We start from the raw sequence: 23,893 nt of genomic DNA, 5'->3' as shown, positions 1-23,893 counted from the left end.
GAGCAGATATCTATGAGCATTTTGTTACTTAAAGACCACTTAACATTGTAGTGGCATAATAAACTTGGACAGCGTATAGGAGGTTTATACTAACCCAAAGAAGGAAAATAGTATGACCAACAAACGCAATCAATATGCCCGAGAATTCAAACTTGAAGCAATCAGCTTAGTCGTTGAACACAACCGCACCATACCTGATGTGGCAAGCTCACTGGGCATTGGCAAATCCACCTTACAGAAATGGCTAAGTCAGTATCGCCAAGAAATAAATGGCGAAGCGCCTAAAGTCGGCAACGCTTTAACGGATGAACAGCGGGAGCTACAAGAATTACGCAAACAAGTTAAGCGACTGACCATGGAGCGTGACATATTAAAAAAGGCTTCTGCTCTGCTGGCCTTGGACAGCCTGAACGGCTATCGCTAATAAGCAAGCTTGCAGAGCAGGACAAACAGGTCAATAAAAGCATTCTGTGCAAGCTGTTTGGGGTGATGAAAAGCAGTTACTACTACGGAGTAAAGCCCAAGTTAATTAGCCTTGACACTATCAAAACCAAAGCCTTAATACGCCAAATATTTAACAACTCGAAGCACTCAGCAGGCGCTCGCAGTATTGCCGCCATACTCATGAATGATCATAACATCAAGCTGACCCGTTATATGATAGGTAAACTTATGAAGAGTATGAGCCTTAAAAGCTGTCAATTGAAGACGCACAAATATAAGCACTGTGACGAGGCGCATAAAAATCATAACAATATCTTAAATAGAAACTTTAGCCCATCAGCGCCCAATCAAGTCTGGACGGGCGATGTCACCTATATTCGTATTAAAGGAGGCTGGTGCTATTTAGCAGTGGTGTTAGATTTATATGCTCGGCGTGTGGTGGGCTTTGCCGTGTCAGATTCGCCTGACAGTATACTGACAACCAAAGCACTACAGATGGCATATCAGACGCGCTTACAGCCAATTAGAGTGCTGTTTCAGTCTGATCAGGGAACCCATTACACCAGTAAGACATTCGCTGAATCCGTGGTCAGTTGTAATGGCATGATACAAAGTATGAGCCGTCGCGGAAATTGTTGGGATAATGCGCCAACCGAACGATTCTTTAGAAGCTTTAAAACAGAATGGATGCCAAAAGGTGGTTATGAGAATATCGCTGAGGCATCAACCGCCATTGCTGATTATATCTGGGGCTATTATCAGATCGTGAGACCGCATCGTTTTAATAATTATTTGTCACCGCTAGAAAAAGAGAAGCGATACTTTAACCAAAACCTCTTATCAGTTGTCCTAAATTAGTTGACCACTACAGAAGCAGGTGGTGGACAATAGGTTGAATGAGAACAGTTAGACCTCGAAGCGGACATTAGTAATGATGTATCAAAGAAAGAGAGCTGATGCTCTCTTTTTTTTATGCCTGATGTTACTCAAGGTTGTCAAAAACACCTTTCTCTATCGCATTGTATGAATCTGTCGCATTGTATGAAAATAAACATTAGCTAAATTATTTTCGAATTTAATGTTGCTTATTATAATTTTGTTAACTAATATTGCTATATTGTTAATATCTCTAAAAATTTAGCAGTATCGATAGATCACTTGATAAGCTCATTGAGCTGTCTATTTTCTGAATATCTAAGTCGTCAATAACAGCTATAACTTATAAGGTAAAGATAAGTATATGATTAATATTCTCCTCATAGGGACATTCATCGTCCTAATTTTGCTAGGAAAAAAAGATATTGCTATTAAGATTGTACAATCTTATCTTAGAACGCTATTCACTCAATTTATCGATTTTAAAACAAGAACAACTAATGCATGGTTGTATATATTTAGTGTTATAAATATATTTATAATACTTAAGACTGGTGAAGGTGCACTTGAGTTTGCATTCGAGTCTGATACCTCGCCTATTACATTAATTAAGCTAGTTATATTTTGCTTATGTATCGTATCAAGTTTTAGTATTTTGGTTAGACGACTACATGATATAAATAAACCAGCATGGCTTTTGATAGCGGGTATGGTTTTCCCTCCATTCCTTATTATATTAATGTTTATGTTCCTATTTCCTGGAACTGACGGCGCTAATAAATATGGTAGAGACCCTAAAAGCCTGCCTTATTGGTACTTGAGATAGTACAAGCATTACTTAATGATTTTTATGAGTTAATCACCTAAATTTTTATGACTTTTTATTTTAAAGAGAAAAAGGCTTTTTAGTTAATAATATAGCTTTCAATGTTTATTAGTATTCAAACTTTAGGCAAGCTTCGCCCTTACCCTTTAAGCATCTCAAGCACTTTATCCTCTCCTAGCTCAGCAATCAACGCTTGTAGCTGGGCAGTAGAGTCAGCTTGTGACTGAGCATCCGTTCTAAATTCAGCTGTGTCATGACCTTCCCTGAGCGCATCTAAGTAGTTTGCCCATTTCTGCATCATGTCGCTACGATCGTCGATGTACTCAAACCGACCGTAAGCAGTTCCATTAGGGTCTTTAGTAGTATGACCTAGAGCCATCTCAACAAGTACAAGAGAGTATTTTAGCTGCTCTTGCAGTATGGTCTTAGCTGTCGCTCTAAAGCCATGAGCACAATGTATATCTTTATAGCCTAAATCCTTCAAACGCTTATTAGCGGTAGCGTCAGATATGATCTGATGCTTTTTTGCCGTCTGGCTAAAAAATACGTAGTCAGTATGGCCATTAATCTTTTGCTGTTCACGCAATATAGCCACAGCTTGACGAGGTAGGGGAACAACCATATCCTTAACCATATTTATCTTACCTTACCTTGGCCTTTTAAAGGCTTCAGCAGCCATCTGCCAGCCTCTAGATTAAGCTCGTCCCATCTCATACGTCGCAAATCACCATTACGCACGAAGAGCATTGCCAATAGCCTAAGGGAGTTTATGGTATTCAAATCACATTCTAAGGCTTCAATAGCTCGCAGTAGCTTAGCCAAATCTTTAGGCTTAGTGATGGCAGGACGATGACCATAGCTAGACTTAGCTAATTGACTCTTAATAAGCGCCGCAGGACTGGAGATAATACTTTGTTTAGGATTTGAAGGCGGGTAGTATCGATACATCCATGACTTAGTCTCAGTAGGACGTACCATTAAGAATAGTTTAGGATGATTTTTGACAGCAACGAAGTACTTCTTATCTTCAGGCTTATGGCTGCTGATGCTGCGGTCGGAGCTGATTGGCTTACGCTGTTTCATGACTAATACCCCAATGTACATTTAAAAACAGGTGTACATCACAGTGTACATCAGATACATAGATTGGGATAGATAGAGCTGGACAGTATAGAACACCAGATACAACAAAGCCTCTGATATCAGAGGCTTTAGATGTTCTATAAGATAGTATAGGACTATGTAATGGTACCCGGAGCCGGACTTGAACCGGCACGCTATTACTAGCGAGGGATTTTAAATCCCTTGTGTCTACCAATTTCACCACCCGGGCAAAACTTGTATAATCTAAAAGTAAGCTTTCTACTTGTTAGATAGTGGTCGCTATTATAAGCATTTATATTAATAAAGCAAGCTAAAATTAATATAATATGAATAAAATTTTAACCTAAATAATTGGAGGCTGAGGTCGGAATCGAACCGGCGTTAACGGAGTTGCAGTCCGCTGCATGACCACTCTGCCACCCAGCCAATCAAGGACGCCTATATTAGCAAATATAATTTAAATTACAAGTTATTTTTTAGCTAAATGCGAATTATCTACTTAATTCTTCTTATTTGACCATAAATTAATGACTATTCAAAGTATGAAGAGGTCAAATTAAGCCATTATCAAGCTTAAAAGTCAGAGATGGTTCGTCAAAAAACATCATAACCATCGAATATAATGTACGAAATAATATCTTTATTATTTCGTTGTGTGTTTGATAAAACGAGATAGGGAATAGATAGTGTTTTAGAAAAGCTTTGATTGTGATAAAAGGAGATAATGTATGATCGAAAAAATAGGGTTATATGTCTGTCATTAAGGCGCTGCAAATGAGAGTTTATGAATAAGTGCGCTCAATGAGAGAGTCGAGCATAAAACTTTATAGGTCTGAATAATTCGAATAGTAAGTGACTCTGTTATCACGCAAAAAACCTGCTAATCCTAAGCCATAACGCTCAGCGACACGCACTGCCGTACTGGTAGGTGCAGACATGCCGACTAGCCAAGGGATGCGTCCACGAATGGATTTTTGTACCAGCTCAATCGATAGGCGTGAGGTCATAAGGACGCAGCTAATCTCTACTTTATTGCGCAGTTGCCAACCGATCAGCTTATCAAGCGCATTATGGCGCCCTACATCTTCGAATAAGTATAGCTGCTGATTATACATCGTCGCAGCGGCGTGTACGGCACCGGTCAATTGGTGCGTATGCTGCATTGCATCGACTTGCTGGCGTATTGCTAATAGACAGTCAAGATTTGGTGCATCTGCCTTTTGTCTGTTTTGACGATAGATGCTCAAGTCAGGCAGTGCTTGTGTTAGCCCTGTGATGCCGCACATACCACAACCTGTACGCCCTGCTAGCTGACGTTTTTGCGCTTGGATACGCTGATGACAACGCTGGTTTAGTAATAGCTCCACCACATAAATGTCATAATCTTGCAGTGACGATAAGCTTTGTTCAAATGCTGCAGATTCAAAACTTTCATCCGTAGCATCTCTTATAAATCGTTCCTTTATAAATGAATCTTGCGTGAATTGTTGATAATCTGCAATATCATTCAGTTGGGTAACTTCCCAATCAAGCAGCTCATGACTATGTTGAATTAAGCCTTCGCTAAACAAAAATCCGACGGCTAAATACTCTAGCTGATGAGGGCTTGCCATTAATACCGCATAGTGAATACCGTTGATAACGATAGCAACCGCCGCTTCCACTGCTAAGCTCGCTGATTGGCAATCGATACTGATTTGCTGCATATGGGTCTGTGCAATATTAGTCTTAGCAACACGGGTCTCAATAATGTTGTTAGGGTTATACTTATCTGTCGGATAATGATGCTTTTGCGCCCAATGATTACGTGCAAGCGGCGTTGCAGATGACTTTAGAGTTTCTGATGTTTTATTTGTTAGGGTATTTACCAAAAAATTATCGCTATATTTTGCGTCAGTTTCAGTATCACTTTGGGCAATCATAATACCTCTTTATATCGTATGCTCATTACCAAAGTTATCGTTCCTTTTAAATATATGCATTATTCAATGATCCGCCCGTTGCTGGCTATGCATGATTGGTCGTACCAGCATTTGCCTCAACGCGTTGCAAAACAACGGTCGTCGATTTATACGCTGGTATGTGAGAGTCTGGTGCATGCGTGTCTAAATCAAATAAATCATTACATTCAGGGTAATAAGTTGCGACAGCGTTAGCAGCGATATCCATCTCAGTCAATATTAACGGCCCTAGCGTGCGTGGCTGAACGGTACCGTCTGTATTGTTTGAATCATTTGAGGTGGCATGACGGGATACCATTACTCGGTCACCTGCTTGCCAACCCAAACGAGTCATTTCATCTGGGTGCATAAATAACACATCACGGCGATTGGTTTGGCGATAGCGATCTTCAAATCCGAAAATCATGGTATTAAATTGGTCATGGCTACGGACACTGGTCAATTGCCAAATTTTTTGTTCATTGTTTGGCGCATTATTAGTCTTATCATTGGATTTTTTGTCATGGTGAAAGGCTAAGGAGGTCTCTGCCATTTGTGCTGCGACGTAGGTGATAGGGTATTGTGGTACTTCAAATTGCGCTTTGCCACTATCAGTATTCCATACACGATGACGCGCAGAATGGTATAAATGAAAGCCACGCTCGGTTTCGCGAATACGCTGATTAAAGTCTTCAAAACCGTCAATCGCTTGGGCGATATAGTCACGAACGATGTCAAAGTCTTCACTCATTGCTTGCCAAGGAATGGACGAATCAGCACCAAGCACATGAGTGGCGATATCTGCCACAATTTGTGCTTCAGACTTCAACGTATCGCTGACGGGTTTCAGGTTGCCTCGAGTGGGTACAATCTGACACATGGAATCTTCGATAGTGGCAAATTGCTCACCTTTGGCAGTGATAATACGTTCGGTACGACCTAAGCAAGGTAAAATAAGATTATTCGCGCCCGGATACAGCATAGTTTCATTAAGTTTAGTACCGACAAAAATATTGAGCTGAGTGGTGGTTAAAGCTTGCTGAATTGCACTGGTATCAGGTGCTGCCACGGCATAATTACCGCCCATACTCATAAAGACCTTAAGCTTACCAGCAATCAATGCTTTCGCACCAGAGACCACATCAAAGCCATTTTCTTGCGGCATCGGACGTTCAAACACACGCTCAAGGCTGTCTAGTAGCTTTTGTGCAGGGCGCTCATGGATGCCCATGGTACGGTCGCCCTGTACGTTAGAGTGACCACGAACGGGAGACGCGCCTGCGCCATCAATACCAATCATCCCCATCAATAATAATAGGTTGGTAATCATCGCTACGTTGTCGTCGCCTTGGACGTGCTGAGTGATGCCCATGCCCCAGGTGCAAATGGTCGCAGGACTCGCCGCTACCAATTTTGCAATATTAATGATTTCCTCTTTACTGATACCAGACCCGCGTTCCACATCAGGCCATGATTGTTGGCGAAGCCACGCGTCGAGTACCTCATATCCTGAGGTATGCTCATCGATAAAGCTCTGATCGATTTTATTATTTTTAGTCAGCCACTTAGCGATACCAGTTAAGAGTGCTGCATCGCCGCCGATCTGAATTTGAATGACCTCATCGACCATCTCATCACTTTGACCTGCCGCCATATGCGTGGGCTTTTGCGGATTTCTAAATTTACGTAAGCCTTGTTCGCGCATAGGGTTGATTGAGAGGATTCGACAGCCTTGCTCGTGAGCATGGGCAAGCATTTCAAGCATGCGTGGATGATTGGTCGCAGGATTTTGTCCAAACATCAATATCAGCTTTGCTTGCTCAAAGTCTTCCAGTTTCACAGTCGCTTTGCCAATACCCAACTGTCTACCGAGCATTACCGACGTTGGTTCGTGACACATATTGGAGCAATCTGGTAAATTATTGGTGCCAAAACAGCGCACAAACAGCTGATACATAAAGGCGGGCTCGTTAGTGACACGCCCTGAGGTATAAAATAGCGCCTCATCTGGTGAGTCAAGCTGTCCTAACTGTTCAGCGATACACTGATAAGCCGCTTCCCAAGAGATTGGTAAGTAGCGCTCTTGCGCGGCATCATAATATACAGGCTCTGATAAACGACCACTATGCTCAAGCTCATAGCCCGACCAGCCTTGTAATTCGGTGACGCTATGTCGCGCAAAAAACTGCGCATCGGCTTTTTTTGTCATGGTCTCACTGGCTATGACTTTGATGCCGTTTTCACAGACATCAATAGCTTTATGTGACTTATGATCTGGCCAAGCGCAGCCCGGACAGTCGAATCCGCCTTTAGGTTGGTTGCTTTTTAGCACACTTACGCTACCCCGTAAAAAAGTTTGATAGTCCATCAGTTTACGAGTAGAGGAAATCAGCGCAGGCCAACCGGCAGCAGGGTGGGAGTAGACAGGGATTTTGCGCATGACAGACCTCATAGTAAATGGCGGTAGCGGACTTTGATATACAGCAACTATATAGTGACGAGCGAGAAGTTTGTAGAAGCATTAACTATAGATAACAAAAAAACCTTTAAGAAAAATGTATTTTCTTAAAGGTTTATCGTGTCTATGCTCACTCACAAGCGAGCATAGAATGATGTTTGCTTAAGTAAAGTCCTCTTAACTGAAGTCTTCATAAATACCATCTTCTTAAGATATCAGTAACGCGCGTCTTTAGGTTTTTTACCATTTGGCCAATCATTGACCTTGCCAGCAAAGTCAGGGCGCGGCTGATGAGTAAAGAAGTGCGCCACATCGACGGCATCTTGATCGCTCAGCACATTTCCGTGACCCCATAATCCTTTGGTCTGAATACCCATCGGCATGTTGTATTTTACAAAGGCCGCTGCTTTGTAAGTACGTGCCATACCAGCACCGATATTAAAAGATTCATCACCCCATAGCGGCGGAAAGACGATATCGCCACGACTGTCTTTGATGCCTTCACCATTGTCTCCGTGACAGGTCGCACATTGAGCTTGATAAATCTTTTCACCGTGAACAGGATCAGGTATCAGTGATTCGTCTACTTTACCGGCATTATCAATATTTACTTTTTGATTTTTGGGTGTGTTTTGTGCCAACCATTCCATGTAAGCCAATATCGAGAGCATTTCTTCTGATTCGGGTTTCAAGGGCTTGCCATTCATCGAGCGCTGGAAGCAGCCATTGATACGCATGGTCAAATCCACTTCTTTACCAGCTCTAGGCATGACGCGAGGGTAGAAGTTATGACTGTTAATATACGGGTCGCCAAGTGGGATTTTACCTTGCGCGATATGGCAGCTATTACAGTTCATCTGAGCGCCAACATTGTCTGGTAGTAGACGCTTGGTTTCGTTCAATAAGCGTTTGCCATAGATGATTTGGTCAGCGTTCGGTTCATCGGCAATAGAGGTATCTTGTGGTAGCACATAAGAGCCGATATCTTTATTGGCATCGTCAGTGGTGACCAGTTTGTACTCAACTGGGTTACGATCGGTAGGCTCTGGTTGTGAGCAGCCACTGATTCCAATGGCAACCATAGCGGCAGTCAATACTGTAATTGTCGATAAATTTTTAGGTAGATTGTTCATTATTTAGCTCCTTTTACAGCAGCATCTAGACTATTTACATTATCAAGACTAAGGTCTGGGGCAACGTCTGTACCACTTTTTGGTTTTTTGGCAAGGAAGGCGCGCATTTTCACCACATCATTAACCGTAATTTCAGGCGCTTGGTTGGTCCAGCTATTACGGACATAATTGACCACCTCTGCCACATCTGCATCGCTAAGATTGCTGAATTCAGGCATGGTAAATGCCATACGGTCATGTGGGGTTTCAGGCATACGACCACCGCTTAAGGTAATCTGTAGTACCGAATCGGCATTGTTAGAATAAACCGCACTATTGCCATCAAGCGCTGGGAAAATACGCGCGACTCCTTTACCATCGACACGGTGACAAATTTGGCAATATTCGGCGTACAAAATCGAACCGCGTGAATCATAGTCACCATCTAGTAATTTTTGCGTAGTGATGTCTTTTTTCGCAGGCAGTGTGGCTTCTTTGTTTGGTGCTGGCGTTAACGTTTTAAGATAGGATGACATGGCGTTGATGTCGTAGTCGGTCATATACTGGGTGCTATGCTCAACCACTTCGGCCATGGCACCAAAAGCCGCAGTGGTATCAGTACGACCAGTTTTGAAGAAGTCATTTAATTCTGCGACCGTCCAAGTGCCAAGTCCGCGATGTTCACCGCGGATGCTTTTGGCGCGCCAACCATCGATGATTGCACCGCTCAAATACTTGTTAGAATCTGCATTACTTAGAGCGATTTCTTGAAAGCCGATACCGCGTCCAGTATGACAAGAGCCGCAGTGCCCAGGACCTTCGATTAAGTATTGACCACGAGTCAATAGGGCATCGTCTGTCTCAGGCACAAAGTCACGTTTGCGATCAAATAAGACCTGCCAGTATGCCAAGGGCCAGCGCCAGTTTGCTATCGGAGGTAGCTCGCTTTTTAGATTGGCTTGTTTGACGGCTTTGACATCGGACATAAAGAAAGCGTACATCGCGGCTAAGTCTTCGTCTGGCATGAGCTGGTAAGAGGGGTACGGCATAGCAGGGTATAAGGCTTTATTATCACTGCGTACACCATGCTTAACGGCATTTTTAAAGTCGTCGAAACTATAGTGGCCGATGCCAGTTTCTTGATCGGGTGTGATATTGGTCGAATAAATTGCCCCAAGTGGCGTTAGCATAGGCAGACCGCCCGCATAAGTCTCGCCATCGAGCGTGGTATGACACGCGACACAGTCAGCAGTGCGCGCGATATATTCGCCCTGCTTGATGAGAGCAGGATCAGTGATATTGACCTCGATATCGCTACTGCTGGTGCGCATATTTGGCAGTAATTGCCCAATAATAAAGGCAACCACCAGCCCGATGATGGCTGCTATTATTATAATCAGTGGCCATTTTTTCATAAGCCCGCCCTCCATAAGATATTTTTACCAAGCTTATAATTTATCACCCATATTTAATGAGGTGTATTAATCATTCTTATTGAAATCACAATTGAAATCGAATATTTGTGATTTAAGCTCAGCGAATTAAAAGTTACACGACTGTCATATAGTATAGGGTAGCGGGTAATATTGTGATATTGTGGAAAACCACATTATAATTAAGGTTTTTACTTATAATGTACGTTTGGTAGGTCAAATATAAGGCTAGGTGTATGCATAAAAAGTCTAAAATTTGGACTATCTTAAAGGCTTGTTTTATTACCGTGGTAGCATGGGCTGCTTGGTTATCGCTCTCCAAGGCAACCGCCCAGACTTACTATTTGGGTGTGCTGGCACCGCAAGGCGAGGCAGCCGCACAAAATCGCTGGCAGCCGTGGCTTGACGAGCTTAATGATCAGTTGTCAGATGACACCGTGATATTGGTACCTTTGGCGCTGGAGAATTGGCAACAGCAAATAGAGGCACAGCAGTTTGCGCTAGTGCTTGGCCCGCAAGTACAGTTTATAAAAATGAATACCATCAGGTGGCGCTGGCTGGCTACCTTACAAACAGAGACGGCTCAATTAAATAGCAATGCGCAAAACGCTCGTGATAAAAGTTCTCGTGATAAAATTTTTAGCAATCAAGGATTTGATGCTGAGGGTGTTAATGGGCAACAATCCCAAAATCAGCTATCGACGACAGTCACCCTCGCCAATGAATTTAATAAGCTAAATGAATATACGCCATTAAAACAGCCGAGTGCGATGGAAGAGGTCGCCAGTGCTCTATGGGTCGCTGCCGACAGTGATATTTATCGTTTGCAGGATTTGGAGCAACGTCATATTGCTGCCGTCGACACTGACGCATTTGGCGGTTATTTATTGGGCGCGCATTTATTACAGCAAAATGGCATTATGCCAAGCCACTATCAAACACAGTTTGTCGGTTATCCGATAGAGCGCACTTTGCATGCCTTGGCTAGCGGCAAGGTAGACGCTGCCATTACGCCGCTTTGTTTGATGGAGGAGATGGCAAGGCGCGGTCAAATCAATGACAAGCAATACCGTCTCATTCATCCAGTCGCCACTGTATCCAGCTGCCACTCTTCAACGAAAATATACCCAAATTGGACATTGGCAGCGACCGAGCAAGCGCCAGATGCTTTGGTGCGCCAGATCAATCAACATTTATTTGGCAAGAATCAAGCAGAGCAGCGTTGGCTGCCAGCAGAATCGAGTAGCGATGCTGAGCGCATTCTTTATGAGATGAATCGCCATCCCGCCCAAAAGCAGCTGAGCGCGTATATGGTCGACTGGATAAAGGCGCATCGATTATGGATGGCTGTGATTATTTTGGTTATCCTGATATCGACAGTAAATTATGCTTGGATGAGCTGGCTGGCATGGCGGCGGCAAAAAAAGATAGTGCGGCAAAATAGACTAATCCGTGATTATGATCAGCAGTTACACCAATCAGAGCGCTTTGCGGTCATCGGTGAGATGAGCGGTGCTATCGCTCATGAAATCAATCAGCCGCTAGCAACCATTCAAAATTATGCGCAAGGGTTATTGATACGCAGTCAACACGCAAGGTTGTCTAAAAATGCTATCGACATAGCGCCACTTGATAATGCGGCAACAGAGAATGCTCTACAGCAGATTGTCAATGAAACAGAACGCGTCGCTGCTGTAGTGACTAATATTCGCCGCTGGGCTGGACGGTCGCAAGCGAATGAAACTCGTGTCAATATCGCAGCTATCTATCAACAGTGCATCTTATTATTGGGTGAGCAAGCAGTAGTTGTCAATTTTTGGCTGGCAAGTGATTATCAGCATTTAACCTTGCCAAATTTGCTATTAGATCAGTTACTGATAAATAGCATGACCAATGCTACGCAGCAAGGGGCGACCAATATCATGCTACGCTGTCAGGCAGAGGAACACGATGGCAAGCAATGGTTGGTACTGCATCTAAGCGATGATGCTGGCGGCTTTGATCAAGCTCAGTTGCAGGGGCAGTATTTACCAGAGAACCTACCCAGTCAGTATGCTACTCAATCAACGAAAGCAGGCGGTCTAGGATTAGGACTGATGATATGTCAGCGCTTATGCAAGTCGCTGGGCGGTATGATGCAGCTAAACAATATTGACACCGAGCATGAAATTGAGCAATTTTACCAAGTAATGAGCAGCGAGCAGCATCGCTTTAAACGTACCTTAAACGGTAAAATCCAACTGCTACAAACCAATGCTAACTATCAGCTGTCAAACACGGTGGGCGCACAAATATCTTTTTATCTGCCATTATCTTTAGCGAATAACGACGAAAAACTCTAATGAATATCAATAATGTATTTAGCCATAAGGTCACATATGACGTCTAATCAACTCTCAAATGAGCCTACGTGCTGGCAAGATGAAAACAGTCATCTGTCTGACGATTTATCAGGCATTACGCCAGAATCGCTTATTATTCATATCATTGATGACGAAGAAAGTGTGCGCATGTCCTGTGATTTTTTGATTAGCAGCTTAGGGCTATCGACCCAAGTGTGGGCAAGTGCGTTGACTTTTTTGCAGCAAGTCAATATCTATCGCCCAGCAGTGATTGTGAGTGATTTGATGATGCCAGAGATGAGTGGTCAAGCGCTACAAGTGCATCTTAGTCAACAGGACAGCCCTATGGCATTGATAGCGCTAACGGGAAATGGCGAGATTGCTGATGCTGTCAATATGATGAAGCAAGGTGCGGCTGATTATCTAGAAAAACCAATTAATAGCCGCCGGCTACAAGAAGCGCTTGCATGTGCGCAAGACCTCACTCTAAAACGCGCCACGCTTTATGATATTAAAAAGCTCTATGCGCAGCTGACCGATAAAGAAAAGCAGGTTGCCAATGAATTGTTAGAAGGTAATCTGAATAAAAATATCGCTGATCATTTAGACGTTTCCGTCCGTACGGTAGAGGTGCATCGTTCACAAGTGATGAAAAAAATGCAGTCACAACATGTCAGTGAGTTGATTCAAAAGTTAGTATTGCTTGATGCTTAAAAATTAAGACAGTCGTATCAATTAAAGCAGTCATAAAAAAACGCCTGATATTAAACAGACGTTCTATTTTTTCAAGATTTGAAGAATTTTGCTAAGTTATTTAACTCAATATCAAGCTATCATCTTCGACTTTTTCGCCGCGAGTTTGCTCAAACATATCAAGTAAGTCATGTACAGTCATGCCTTGACGTTTATCGCCAGCCACATCTAATACCACTTGTCCTTGATGTAACATCACTGTTCTGGTGCCATGCGCCAATGCCTGCTGCATTGAGTGGGTAACCATCATCGTTGTAAGCTGATTGTCCGTTACAATCTTATCGGTCAATTCTAAAACGAAAGCAGCAGTCTTAGGGTCGAGGGCCGCAGTGTGCTCATCAAGCAATAAAATTTTGGAAGGTTGCAGTGAAGCCATCAATAGGCTGACGGCTTGACGTTGACCACCGGATAACAGACCCATACGGTCGGTCAAACGATTTTCTAGCCCCAATTTTAATACTGATAATTTTTCGCGAAATAAATCACGGTTATTTTGGTTGAGTGCAAAGCTCAAACCACGTTTGCCGCCGCGCTTATAAGCCAGCGCCATGTTTTCTTCAATGGTCAATGCTTCACAAGTCCCCGCCATCGGGTCTTGGAAGACACGAGCCACCCAATGGGCGCGTTGGTGCGCGGTTTTTTTGGTGACATCGATGCCATTTAATAAGATTGAACCGCTATCGACGCGCGTGGTACCACTGACCGCATTTAAAAAAGTTGATTTACCCGCACCATTGGTACCGATGACAGTGACAAATTCACCATCAGCGATGTTGAGATTGATACCGCGTAGGGCAGGGTTTTCAATGGGCGTTCCAGGATTAAAGGTCAACCGCAAATCTGTAGCTTGCATCATAATAATTATTCCTTATGGTTGCACATTGACATTAAGCCCGAACTTTACGACTTAAAAATTTATTTTTAGCTTTTGGCAATACCAAGGCAAATACGACGAGTAGCGCTGTAATCAAGTTTAAATCTTGCGGGCCAAAACCAATACTACGTAGCGTATCGCTCGATAGCGCCACCTGAATAAATAGCTTATATAGCACCGCACCGACGACCACGGCAAAGGTAATCAGCCAAATACGCTTGGCAGGAATGATGGTTTCACCAATGATGACCGCTGCTAAACCGATGACAATGGTACCAATACCAATCGAGATATCTGCGCCACCTTGAGTCTGCACAAATAATGCACCTGCTAAAGCAATCAAACCGTTAGAAATCGCCATACCAATGATGGTCATCCATGAGGTGTTAATGCCTTGCGCCTGTGCCATTCGGAGGTTGGAACCCGTCGCCCGCATCGAAAGACCCGTTTCGGTACTATAGAACCAGTTTAAAAATAACATGGCAGCTATCACCACGACACCAATAATTAGACAGCGCATCCAATAACCGTTGCCATCCATGACCAAGGTGCTAAAGACCGTGGTTTCACCCAATAATGGCAAGTTCGGCGCACCCATAATCCGTAAATTGATAGAGTATAGTGCGACCATTACCAAGATACTGGCAAGTAGTTGCAGGATGCCAAGTTTGACGTGTAGCCATGCCGTAACAATACCAGCAACGGAACCTGCCAACATACCGAAAGCACAGGCAAGCCATGGGTTGACACCAGCGATGATAGAAATACCAGCGACAGCGCCACCTAGTGGAAAACTACCGTCAGCGGTCAAGTCGGGGAAGTCGAGGGTGCGAAATGAGATCAGCACACCAAGTGCTACTAGGCCATAAATCAGACCGCTTTCAAGTGCACCAAAAAAAGCAATTAAAGACATAAGAGATCAGTAAGTCATAACCAAGCGTTTAGCCACTAACGTTCTAATATCGATTCATAGAATGAGTGCGTGAGATAGATCAGCGCTGTCTCATCTATACGTCAATTTTAGCTAAACGACTAAGCGGTGAATTTAACAGATTAAACAATCTGCGGTTAGGGTAAACCAAAACATGTCACGATCAACAGCTATCATAAGCTACCTAGGTTCAAAGCTTTGATTAAAAAAAGGGCAAATTTAGAAATGACGCAAATACTTTATATTTAATCAATGTGGTTTAAATAAGAAGCCCAGCCTACTGCTTCATAGCTGGGTTTCTGATGTTAAACATTTAGCCTCATCGCATAAAGGTAGATGACGGCTGACACCAAATCCATCAAACTCGGTATCTACCTTATGATAGCTGTAATGAGCTAGCTATAAAAGTGCGTTATTCTACCACTTCTTTTGCTTTATCGATAACCGCTTGTGACAAAGTAATGCCTTCTTCTTTGGCATGCTTTGGACTAACGTATAGATCCAACATTTGCGGGGTGTAGACAGGAATAGCGCCTGCTTTTTCACCATTTAAAATACGTACCACGATTTTGCCTGTTTCGCGACCAAGCTCGTAGTAATTCACGCCCAATGCGGCAATCGCACCACGCTCAACGGAGCTAGTGTCAGACGCAATCAGTGGAATTTTGCTCTCTTTGGCGACTTGATATAGCGATTCGTAAGCCGATACGACGTTATTATCAGTTGAGGTATAGATCATATCGACCTTACCTTCGAGGCTGCGTGCTGCCATCGCAATATCAGTACTACGCTGGGCAGGCGCTTCGAGTACATTGATACCTAGTGGTGTCAATTTTTCTTTTAAGTTTTTCAAGATAATCGTTGAGTTGACTTCGCCTGGGCTATAAACATAGCCGACATTTTTCAGACTAGGAATGATTTGACGCATCAGCTCAATTTGTGGCTCATAAGGCAGGGCATCAGAGCCGCCAGTGACATTGGTGCCAGAGCCATCTAGTTTTGTCACTAGTTTGGCGGCAACTGGGTCAGTGACTGCTGAGAATACTAAAGGGATACTGCTAGTAGCAGCAGCTACTGACTGCGCTGATGGAGTACCAATCGCAACGATAACGTCTGAATTGTCTGCGACGAATTGCTTAGCAATCTGTCCAGCAGTGGCAGTGTTACCCTGTGCGCTTTGGAAATTAACCGTTAAGTTTTCACCATCTTTAAAGCCTGCTTCATTGAGCTCGTCGATAACGCCCTTACGAACGTCATCAAGCGCTGGATGTTCGACGATAGCCGTAATAGCGACGGTCTTCATCGCTGTGGCTGCATCGCCAGTAGCAGCTGTATCAGTAGTGCTGGTATCTTGTGCTGATTGATTACAGCCAGTCAAGATGGCAGTACAAACGCCACCTAATAATAGTGCTTTACTAAAGTTAAAATGACCAAAACGATTTTGATACAACATGGGTCTCACTCCTGAAAATAATAATGTGTCCGTACATTATTTAATTTATAGATAAAAGGTATAGATGGATAAAGGGTAAAGCAGTTATCTGTATAGAAGGCTAAATGTTATTTTTCAGTGCTACTTGTCAAAACTATTTATCCGTATTATTTATCCGCACTCTGCGCTTGTTTGTCGACATTAATGGCATTTTTTAGCAGCTCATCAGTCAGGCTGACGCCTTGCTCAGCAGCATGTTTCGGGCTTGCATATAAGGTTAAGGTATTCATCACTTCAGGCTTGACGCTGCTAACTGCTTCGCCATTTAACACACGATACACCATTTTGCCTGTGGTACGACCGAAATCATAATCATTGACACCAAGCGCCGCAGTCGCACCACGTCGCACACTGAACTCGTCTGAGGCAATGACAGGAATATCAAGCTCATTGGCAGCACCTGCCATCGCTTCAAAGGCGGATACCACATTGTTATCTAGTGAGGTATAAATCACATCAACACGACCAGCAAGGCTACGAGTCGCCATCGCCACATCCGTTGGGCGATTGGCGGTGACGTCTAATATCTTAAGCCCACGCGCAGGCGCAGCTTTTTTAAGTTGATTGAGTACCACCACCGAATTGACTTCACCTGGACTATAAACATAGCCAATGGTTTTTGCATTGGGCGCAATTTTTTGAATATTGTCTAGTTGCGGCTCGATAGGTAGCTCACTAGAAAGTCCTGTCACATTAGATTGGATAGGCGTATTGTTCTCGTTAATGAGCTTTGCCGCGACAGGGTCTGAGATAGCCGTATAAATAACTGGAACCGTCTTAGTTGACGCAACGATAGACTGAGCTGATGGCGTCGAGATTGCTACGATGGCATCTGGATTGTCTCCTGCAAACTGCTTAGCAATCTGACCTGCTGTCGCTGTATTGCCTTGAGCACTTTGAAAATTAATGGTTAGATTTTGGCCTTCAACATAGCCATTATCTGCCAACTCATCAATAATGCCGCGGCGCATCGCATCTAATGAAGGATGTTCGACGATTTGAGTGATAGCTAATGTCTTGGCAGGCTTGTCAGAATCTGCGGCGGCACTTGTATCTGTCGTTGCAGCAGTGTCGGTCGTGTTTGAGCAGCCAATTAATCCAAGCGCGGCGCTCATAGCAGCACCGAATAGGCTGAAGCGTAAAGTAGTAGCAAAGGTCATTTTATTGGGGCTCATAGGTTAGAGAGTGCAGGTTACCCGAGTCAATGTTATGTGCATGCTGAGATAACGGGCTAACATCAAAGTAATCAATCCATTGATCATTACGTCCATATTATGACAGTAATGTAACTTATGGCAATAAGAAATTAAAACGCGTTTGTCATTACTTCTATAAAGAACGTGCTGAGTCAATATTCATCGATATTATCTTCTATATAAGCACTGATTTTTGCGATTGACCAGCGATAGTTTTGGGACAATAAAAAAGATGCCCAGCTGGACATCTTTTTTGTTTGTTGAGTAAGCCTAACTATTAAGCAAGCACATCGCCAATCACGCAGTTGTCAGGTAAAGTAACCACTGTCAGCTGAGTTTTGGGATTGCCAGTAGATAGCACCATACCTTCTGAGACACCAAACTTCATCTTACGCGGGGCAAGATTGGTCACGCAAATGACCTTTTTATCTAGCAATTGCTCAGGCTCATAGAACTTACGGATGCCGCTAAACACATTGCGCGGTTTGTCTTCGCCAACGTCCAAGGTAAATTGTAAAAGCTTATCTGCGCCTTCGACATGATTGCAGGCTAGAACGTGAGCGACTTTCATCTCAATTTTGGCAAAGTCTTCGATGCCGATATAGTCAGTTTGCTCAGTATTTGTCTCAGCATCTATATCAGTAGCAGCTTCTTTTGCTGGCTTATTATCTTTTTTAGCAACGGCTTTGCTAGCCACAGGAGCAGCAGCTTGAGCCAAAGATTCTTTTGACGCCTCAACCATCGCGGCAACGTCTTTTTCTTCTATACGCTGCATCAAAGGCTTGAACTTATTGATTTTATGACCCAGTAGCCACTCATTACGGCTGGCAAAGCTTAAGTCGTCAATGTTCAAAAACTCTTTGGCATTGGCGGTTAGCTCAGGCAATACTGGCGCAAGGTAGACCATCAATTGACGGAAGATATTAATCGCGACCGAGCAAACATCTTGAACTTCTTGCTCTGCGCCTTCAACCTTAGCAAGTGCCCATGGTTTTTTCTCATCGATATATTCATTGGCTTTATCAGCACATTGCATAATCAAACGCATGGCACGCGAAAACTCACGGTTCTCGTAAGCGGCAGCAATCTCATCGCCCGTTTTGGTAATATCTTCTAATAAACTTGGCTCAGCGCAGACTTCTGTGAGCATGCCGTCGTACTTTTTGACCAAGAATCCAGCACTGCGGCTAGCGATATTGACCACTTTACCAACCAAGTCAGAGTTAACCTTTTGCATGAAATCTTCTAAATCAAGGTTGATATCTTCGACTTTATCAGACAATTTACTAGCAAAATAATAACGCAAGTATTCAGGATGTAAGTGATCAGCATACGTTTCGGCTTTAATAAAAGTACCGCGTGACTTACTCATTTTTTCGCCATTGACCATCAAGAAGCCATGAGCAAAAACACCCGTTGGTGTACGGAACTCACTACCAGCAAGCATAGCAGGCCAAAATAGCGCATGGAAATAAACGATGTCCTTACCGATGAAGTGATACACCTCGGTTTTATGCTCGTTTTCTTGCATCCAATAACGGTCGAAATCAAGCGCCTCGTCTGTACCTGCGCGCTTATCGCATAGGTTTTTGAAGCTCGCCATGTAACCCACTGGCGCATCTAGCCAAACATAAAAATATTTGTCTGGCTCATCGCTTGGGGTATCTGGAATCTGAAAACCAAAGTAGGGCGCATCACGGGAAATGTCCCACGTTGCCAGACCTGCTTCAAACCATTCTTGTAGCTTATTGGCGACCGATGTTTGCAATCGATTGTCACTACGCGTCCAATCTTTTAAGAATTGCTCAAATTCAGGCAAATTAAAGAAGTAATGCTTGGAGGTTTTCAGAATAGGCGTGGCATCTGATAGCGTTGAGTGTGGGTCTTTAAGATCCGTTGCATCATAGGTCGTACCGCACACTTCACAGTTATCGCCGTATTGGTCTGCCGCTGCGCATTCAGGGCAAGTACCCTTGACAAAACGATCGGCTAAAAACAACTGTTTTTCAGGGTCAAATAGTTGTTCGACATCTTTGGTACTGATATGCCCAGCATCATTCAAGCGACGATAAATCAGCTCAGAAAAATGCTTGTTTTCTTCTGAGTGGGTGCTGTGATAATTGTCAAAGTTAATCAAAAATTTGGCAAAATCTGCTTCATGCGATGCTTTCACCGCGGCAATTTGCTCCTCTGGCGTGACGCCATTGGCTTCTGCTTTGAGCATGATTGCCGTACCGTGTGCATCGTCTGCGCAGACATAAGTGACCTGATGGCCTTGCGCTTTCATGGCACGCGCCCAAATGTCGGTCTGAATATATTCTACAAGATGCCCCAAATGGATATAGCCATTGGCGTAGGGCAGCGCACTGGTTACTAGAATCTCACGCACTTTTATCACCTATATTTTTATATAAACGGGTTGGTTATCAAACGTCTTAAGCGGTTTTGAGCTATTAGACGCGATACTATTAATATCAAACTATCAATGCTAAAACGTATTAAGCAAATAAAAATTTAAAAAAGTGTGCCTATGATACCGTAATTCAGCCAAATTTGTGACATTACCTGAGTAATTAATATAGTCGCTAATAAAGCGATTAACTCTATACGGGATATAGAGTGTCAATCAATTATGAGAGATAAATAGTCGGTTGTATTTAGAGGTAGTAATGAGAAAGCGTGCATAAAAAACCCACCAAGCAATCGCTTAGTGGGCTCTTCGATATCAAGCAATAATCATTAAATTTAATTATCTTTAAGGTTTAATAAATGCCTCATTTCAGGACGTTAGAACGAGCCAAACATCGTCCCTAAAATGATAACGGCGACCACAGCAATAAGTGGAATCACCATCGTTACCATGGCGACGTTTAGATAAGACTGCTTATGGGTCAAACCACAAATCGCAAGTAAGGTGATGACCGCGCCACTATGCGGTAGCGTATCCAAACCACCCGCTGCCATCACAGCAACACGGTGCATCAATTCTGGGTCAATACCCGCTGCGACCGCCATTCTTAAATAGTCCTCACCCAACGTCGAGAGGGCAATGCTTAAACCGCCAGACGACGAGCCAGTAATACCAGCCAGCGTGGTCATCGCCACCGCTTCTGAGATTAAAGGATTGTCAGGTGTCAGATTTAAGATACTATCACGAATGATGAGAAAGCCTGCTAATGAAGCAATAACCGCGCCGTAACCAACTTCTGAGGCGGTATTAAAAATAGGCAACATCGAATCATAAGTACCACGGTTGATGGTTTTTTGCAGATTATTCCAATGACCGATACGTAACAAAATTAACACCGCACAAGCCACGACTAACGAGATGATAATTGACCATAAACCCAGTGAGCCTGCGATATTTAGATCAGGAAACTGAGCTTGTAAGCCGCTAAAATCCACTGATGGAAAGATAGCGTAAGTTAATAGAGCATTTAAGCCAATGACTAACACCAGTGGAATCATAGCAATAGTAAATGAGGTGTGATGCGTATTTAATACCTCAGTGTCTTTTTTGGCTGCGCCAACGCCGCCCACATCCTCTTCGTCATGCTGACCATAGCCTTCGCCTGCTGCATTGGCTTTTCTAGCGCGTGATTGTAGCCATAACCAACCACAAACAAACATGATGGTACCGCCGATAATACCCAAGATAGGCGCGGCAAAAACGTTGGTATTATAGTAAGGAATCGGAATGGCGTTTTGAATGGCAGGCGTACCTGGCAATGCCGTCATCGTAAAGGTGAATGAGCCTAAGGCAATCGCTGCCGGAATCAAGCGCTTAGGAATATCAGCGGCTTTAAACAAGTCTTTGGCGATGGGATAAATAGCAAATGCCACCACAAATAACGAGACGCCACCATAGGTTAAAATGGCACAAACTAAGATAACTGCTAAGATGGCTTTGCTGGCACCAAGCTTTTCGACCACGGTTTTGGCAATCGCGGTCGCCGCACCAGAGTCTGCCATCAAACGCCCAAATAGTGCACCCAGCAAGAATATAGGGAAAAACTTAAGTAAAAATCCACTCAATGCGCCCATAAACACATCGGTATAGGCAGGAATTGTGCTTAAAAAATCACCTGATAATAGTACGGCTAATGTCGCCATAATCGGTGCTAATATCAGCACGGAATAACCGCGATAAGCAAAAAACATCAGTAATAATAAAGTAATGACAATAGCAAAGGTACTAAACATGATCGCCCTCCTTGGCAAAGTTCAATCAGCGAGTATGCAGAGCATAGTGATATTGGTCAATAAAATTACTTAAAATAGCCAATATTTGATATTTTATTAAAAATAAATCCTGTCTTAATGAGATATTGACCCATCATCTATACCGCTACTGCGCTGGCTTGTATATTCCTATGGTTATTCTCTTCTCGCTACGAGAATAATATGGTAAGTTAGCACAAGATTTTTAATTATGATATATCGATAGAAATTGTATTAGTATAAATATGGAAATATTGAGTGATGTCAGTCACTCATAATCATTGATGATAGAAGTTAATAACAAAAAATAGACTTGCAAGGAGATAAGCATGAGTCAATCAAAAGTATATAGCAGTGCCGAAGAAGCGCTAAAAGGTATCGTCAGCGATGGACAAACGCTCGCTATCGGTGGTTTTGGTCTGTGCGGTATTCCTGAAGCGTTAATCGCCGCATTGCGTGATAGTGGTGTTAAAGGGTTAACTTGCATCAGTAATAACGCTGGGGTCGATGATTTTGGCTTAGGATTGCTATTGCAAACGCGCCAGATTAAAAAAATGATTTCATCCTATGTCGGTGAAAATAAAGAATTTGAGCGTCAATACTTGGCAGGCGAGTTAGAAGTTGAATTAACGCCGCAAGGGACTTTAGCGGAAAAACTACGTTCGGGCGGTGCTGGTATTCCTGCGTTTTACACCGCCACTGGCGTCGGCACACTGGTCGCTGAAGGCAAAGAAACCCGTGATTTTGACGGTCGTACTTATATACTTGAGCACTCATTGCGCGCTGATGTGTCATTAATCAAAGCGCAAAAAGCGGACAAAGCGGGCAATTTAATTTTTAACAAGACGGCGCGTAACTTCAATCCAGATTGCGCCATGGCAGGCAAAATTACTATTGTCGAAGTCGAAGAAATCGTAGAGACGGGCACCTTTGATCCTGATTATGTGCATCTGCCGGGTATCTTTGTGCAGCGTATCGTCTTGAATAGCAATCCTGAAAAGCGTATTGAAAAAACCACGATTAAGGCCGTTGAAGGCGCTTAGTTAAAGGCTTTATAGATTTTTTTAAAGTGTTAAATTAATAATAGAATATTGTAAGACTATTCCTAAAAATTTGAGTGGCAAGGAAAACGAGTGAAAGTGCTACATTTAGTAGACTAAGCGAGTTTCACACCGCTCATCATATTTTTTGGGGTCGTTATAAAAATAAGGAAGTTATCATGGCATGGACAAGAGAGCAGATGGCACAGCGTGCCGCACAAGAGCTACAAGACGGCTATTATGTCAACTTAGGCATTGGACTACCAACCCTAGTCGCCAATTATATCCCCAAAGATGTCGATGTTTGGCTACAGTCTGAAAATGGTCTATTAGGTATTGGCGAGTTTCCGACGGCAGAAAATGTCGATGCAGATTTGATTAATGCGGGTAAACAAACCGTCACTGCCGAAGCGGGTGCCAGTTATTTTAGTAGCTCAGAGTCGTTTGCGATGATTCGCGGTGGTCATGTCAATCTTGCGATATTGGGTGCGATGGAAGTATCAGAAAAAGGTGATTTGGCCAACTGGATGATTCCCAAAAAGATGGTCAAAGGCATGGGCGGTGCGATGGATCTAGTCGCTGGCGTGCAGCGCGTGATTGTCTTGATGGAACAAGTCAATAAACACGGCGAGCCAAAAATTCTTGCCAATTGCGAGCTACCATTGACAGGCAAAGGGGTGGTTGATCGAATTATTACCGAACTTGCTGTACTAGACGTCACTGACAACGGTCTAAAGCTAGTTGAGCTGGCAGAAGGTGTTAGCTTTGATGAGCTACAAGAAAAGACGCCAGTGAGCATTGCTCAATAAGCTTGTTAGATATATTTGGCACAGACCTCTAAAAAACCTATT

The 23,893-nt window shown here is 43.3% G+C and carries 19 protein-coding genes and 2 tRNA genes; 7 read left to right on the top strand and 14 right to left on the bottom strand.

Annotated elements, in window-relative coordinates; translation table 11 throughout:
* Positions 1-112: 112 nt before the first annotated feature.
* From JFC08_RS03635 to JFC08_RS03625, 3 genes are all read left to right on the top strand, one after another.
* Complete coding sequence (locus JFC08_RS03635; protein ID WP_109590335.1) at positions 113-424, top strand: transposase; 312 nt, start codon at positions 113-115, stop codon at positions 422-424.
* Positions 370-1,302, top strand: a complete 933-nt coding sequence (locus JFC08_RS03630) for an IS3 family transposase (RefSeq protein WP_198329825.1) — start codon at positions 370-372, stop codon at positions 1,300-1,302. Before JFC08_RS03635 ends, JFC08_RS03630 begins: the two co-directional genes overlap by 55 nt.
* Before the next feature lie 382 nt (positions 1,303-1,684).
* Positions 1,685-2,146, top strand: a complete 462-nt coding sequence (locus JFC08_RS03625; protein ID WP_109590331.1) for a DUF805 domain-containing protein — start codon at positions 1,685-1,687, stop codon at positions 2,144-2,146.
* A 139-nt stretch (positions 2,147-2,285) separates the two neighbouring features.
* Here JFC08_RS03625 and JFC08_RS13740 read toward each other — a convergent pair whose 3' ends face one another.
* The 8 genes from JFC08_RS13740 to JFC08_RS03590 form a co-directional block, all read right to left on the bottom strand.
* The gene (locus JFC08_RS13740) at positions 2,286-2,780 is read right to left on the bottom strand and encodes a tyrosine-type recombinase/integrase (RefSeq protein WP_227697633.1); all 495 of its coding nucleotides are present in this window, start codon (positions 2,778-2,780) and stop codon (positions 2,286-2,288) included.
* Between the two features lie 2 nt (positions 2,781-2,782).
* On the bottom strand, positions 2,783-3,229 hold the full coding sequence (locus tag JFC08_RS13735; RefSeq protein ID WP_227697632.1) for a hypothetical protein: 447 nt from the start codon (positions 3,227-3,229) through the stop codon (positions 2,783-2,785).
* 163 nt (positions 3,230-3,392) lie between these two features.
* Positions 3,393-3,479: transfer RNA gene (locus tag JFC08_RS03615), tRNA-Leu, on the bottom strand.
* 123 nt (positions 3,480-3,602) lie between these two features.
* Positions 3,603-3,676 (bottom strand) — tRNA-Cys (locus tag JFC08_RS03610).
* Between the two features lie 398 nt (positions 3,677-4,074).
* A complete protein-coding gene (locus JFC08_RS03605) occupies positions 4,075-5,172 on the bottom strand; it encodes a formate dehydrogenase accessory sulfurtransferase FdhD (RefSeq protein WP_198329740.1) in 1,098 nt (365 codons plus the stop codon).
* A gap of 85 nt (positions 5,173-5,257) precedes the next feature.
* Positions 5,258-7,630, bottom strand: a complete 2,373-nt coding sequence (locus tag JFC08_RS03600) for an FdhF/YdeP family oxidoreductase (RefSeq protein WP_198329739.1) — start codon at positions 7,628-7,630, stop codon at positions 5,258-5,260.
* Between the two features lie 233 nt (positions 7,631-7,863).
* Positions 7,864-8,781, bottom strand: coding sequence for a c-type cytochrome (locus JFC08_RS03595; protein ID WP_198329738.1), 918 nt, complete (start codon positions 8,779-8,781; stop codon positions 7,864-7,866).
* On the bottom strand, positions 8,781-10,175 hold the full coding sequence (locus JFC08_RS03590) for a cytochrome c (protein ID WP_227697631.1): 1,395 nt from the start codon (positions 10,173-10,175) through the stop codon (positions 8,781-8,783). Before JFC08_RS03590 ends, JFC08_RS03595 begins: the two co-directional genes overlap by 1 nt.
* A 254-nt stretch (positions 10,176-10,429) precedes the next feature.
* On the opposite strand from JFC08_RS03590, the gene JFC08_RS03585 reads away from it, so the two are divergent.
* Both JFC08_RS03585 and JFC08_RS03580 read left to right on the top strand, forming a co-directional pair.
* On the top strand, positions 10,430-12,535 hold the full coding sequence (locus JFC08_RS03585; protein WP_198329736.1) for a PhnD/SsuA/transferrin family substrate-binding protein: 2,106 nt from the start codon (positions 10,430-10,432) through the stop codon (positions 12,533-12,535).
* Between the two features lie 36 nt (positions 12,536-12,571).
* Positions 12,572-13,249, top strand: coding sequence for a response regulator transcription factor (locus JFC08_RS03580; RefSeq protein WP_170108267.1), 678 nt, complete (start codon positions 12,572-12,574; stop codon positions 13,247-13,249).
* A gap of 100 nt (positions 13,250-13,349) precedes the next feature.
* On the opposite strand, the gene JFC08_RS03575 is transcribed toward JFC08_RS03580, so the two are convergent.
* The 6 genes from JFC08_RS03575 to JFC08_RS03550 form a co-directional block, all read right to left on the bottom strand.
* Positions 13,350-14,144 (bottom strand): ABC transporter ATP-binding protein, encoded by a 795-nt coding sequence (locus JFC08_RS03575; protein WP_045446787.1) that lies wholly within the window; start codon positions 14,142-14,144, stop codon positions 13,350-13,352.
* A 31-nt stretch (positions 14,145-14,175) separates the two neighbouring features.
* Positions 14,176-15,075 (bottom strand): ABC transporter permease, encoded by a 900-nt coding sequence (locus JFC08_RS03570; RefSeq protein ID WP_198329735.1) that lies wholly within the window; start codon positions 15,073-15,075, stop codon positions 14,176-14,178.
* 430 nt (positions 15,076-15,505) lie between these two features.
* The gene (locus JFC08_RS03565; RefSeq protein ID WP_198329734.1) at positions 15,506-16,546 is read right to left on the bottom strand and encodes an ABC transporter substrate-binding protein; all 1,041 of its coding nucleotides are present in this window, start codon (positions 16,544-16,546) and stop codon (positions 15,506-15,508) included.
* Positions 16,547-16,692: 146 nt separating this feature from the next.
* The gene (locus tag JFC08_RS03560; protein WP_198329733.1) at positions 16,693-17,745 is read right to left on the bottom strand and encodes an ABC transporter substrate-binding protein; all 1,053 of its coding nucleotides are present in this window, start codon (positions 17,743-17,745) and stop codon (positions 16,693-16,695) included.
* A 313-nt stretch (positions 17,746-18,058) separates the two neighbouring features.
* Positions 18,059-20,170 carry a methionine--tRNA ligase gene (metG, locus tag JFC08_RS03555; RefSeq protein ID WP_198329732.1) on the bottom strand — a complete coding sequence of 704 codons (2,112 nt, stop codon included), beginning with the start codon at positions 20,168-20,170 and terminating at the stop codon, positions 18,059-18,061.
* A 398-nt stretch (positions 20,171-20,568) separates the two neighbouring features.
* Positions 20,569-21,984, bottom strand: coding sequence for a GntP family permease (locus tag JFC08_RS03550; protein ID WP_198329731.1), 1,416 nt, complete (start codon positions 21,982-21,984; stop codon positions 20,569-20,571).
* Positions 21,985-22,331: 347 nt separating this feature from the next.
* On the opposite strand from JFC08_RS03550, the gene JFC08_RS03545 reads away from it, so the two are divergent.
* Together JFC08_RS03545 and JFC08_RS03540 are read left to right on the top strand one after the other, a co-directional pair.
* The gene (locus tag JFC08_RS03545) at positions 22,332-23,045 is read left to right on the top strand and encodes a CoA transferase subunit A (protein WP_198329730.1); all 714 of its coding nucleotides are present in this window, start codon (positions 22,332-22,334) and stop codon (positions 23,043-23,045) included.
* A gap of 176 nt (positions 23,046-23,221) precedes the next feature.
* The gene (locus tag JFC08_RS03540) at positions 23,222-23,851 is read left to right on the top strand and encodes a CoA transferase subunit B (RefSeq protein ID WP_045455208.1); all 630 of its coding nucleotides are present in this window, start codon (positions 23,222-23,224) and stop codon (positions 23,849-23,851) included.
* Positions 23,852-23,893: the final 42 nt, after the last annotated feature.

Origin of the sequence: Psychrobacter cibarius, from assembly GCF_016107535.1 — a bacterium.
GTDB lineage: Bacteria > Pseudomonadota > Gammaproteobacteria > Pseudomonadales > Moraxellaceae > Psychrobacter > Psychrobacter cibarius.
This window is presented reverse-complemented; position numbering and strand designations above follow the sequence as displayed.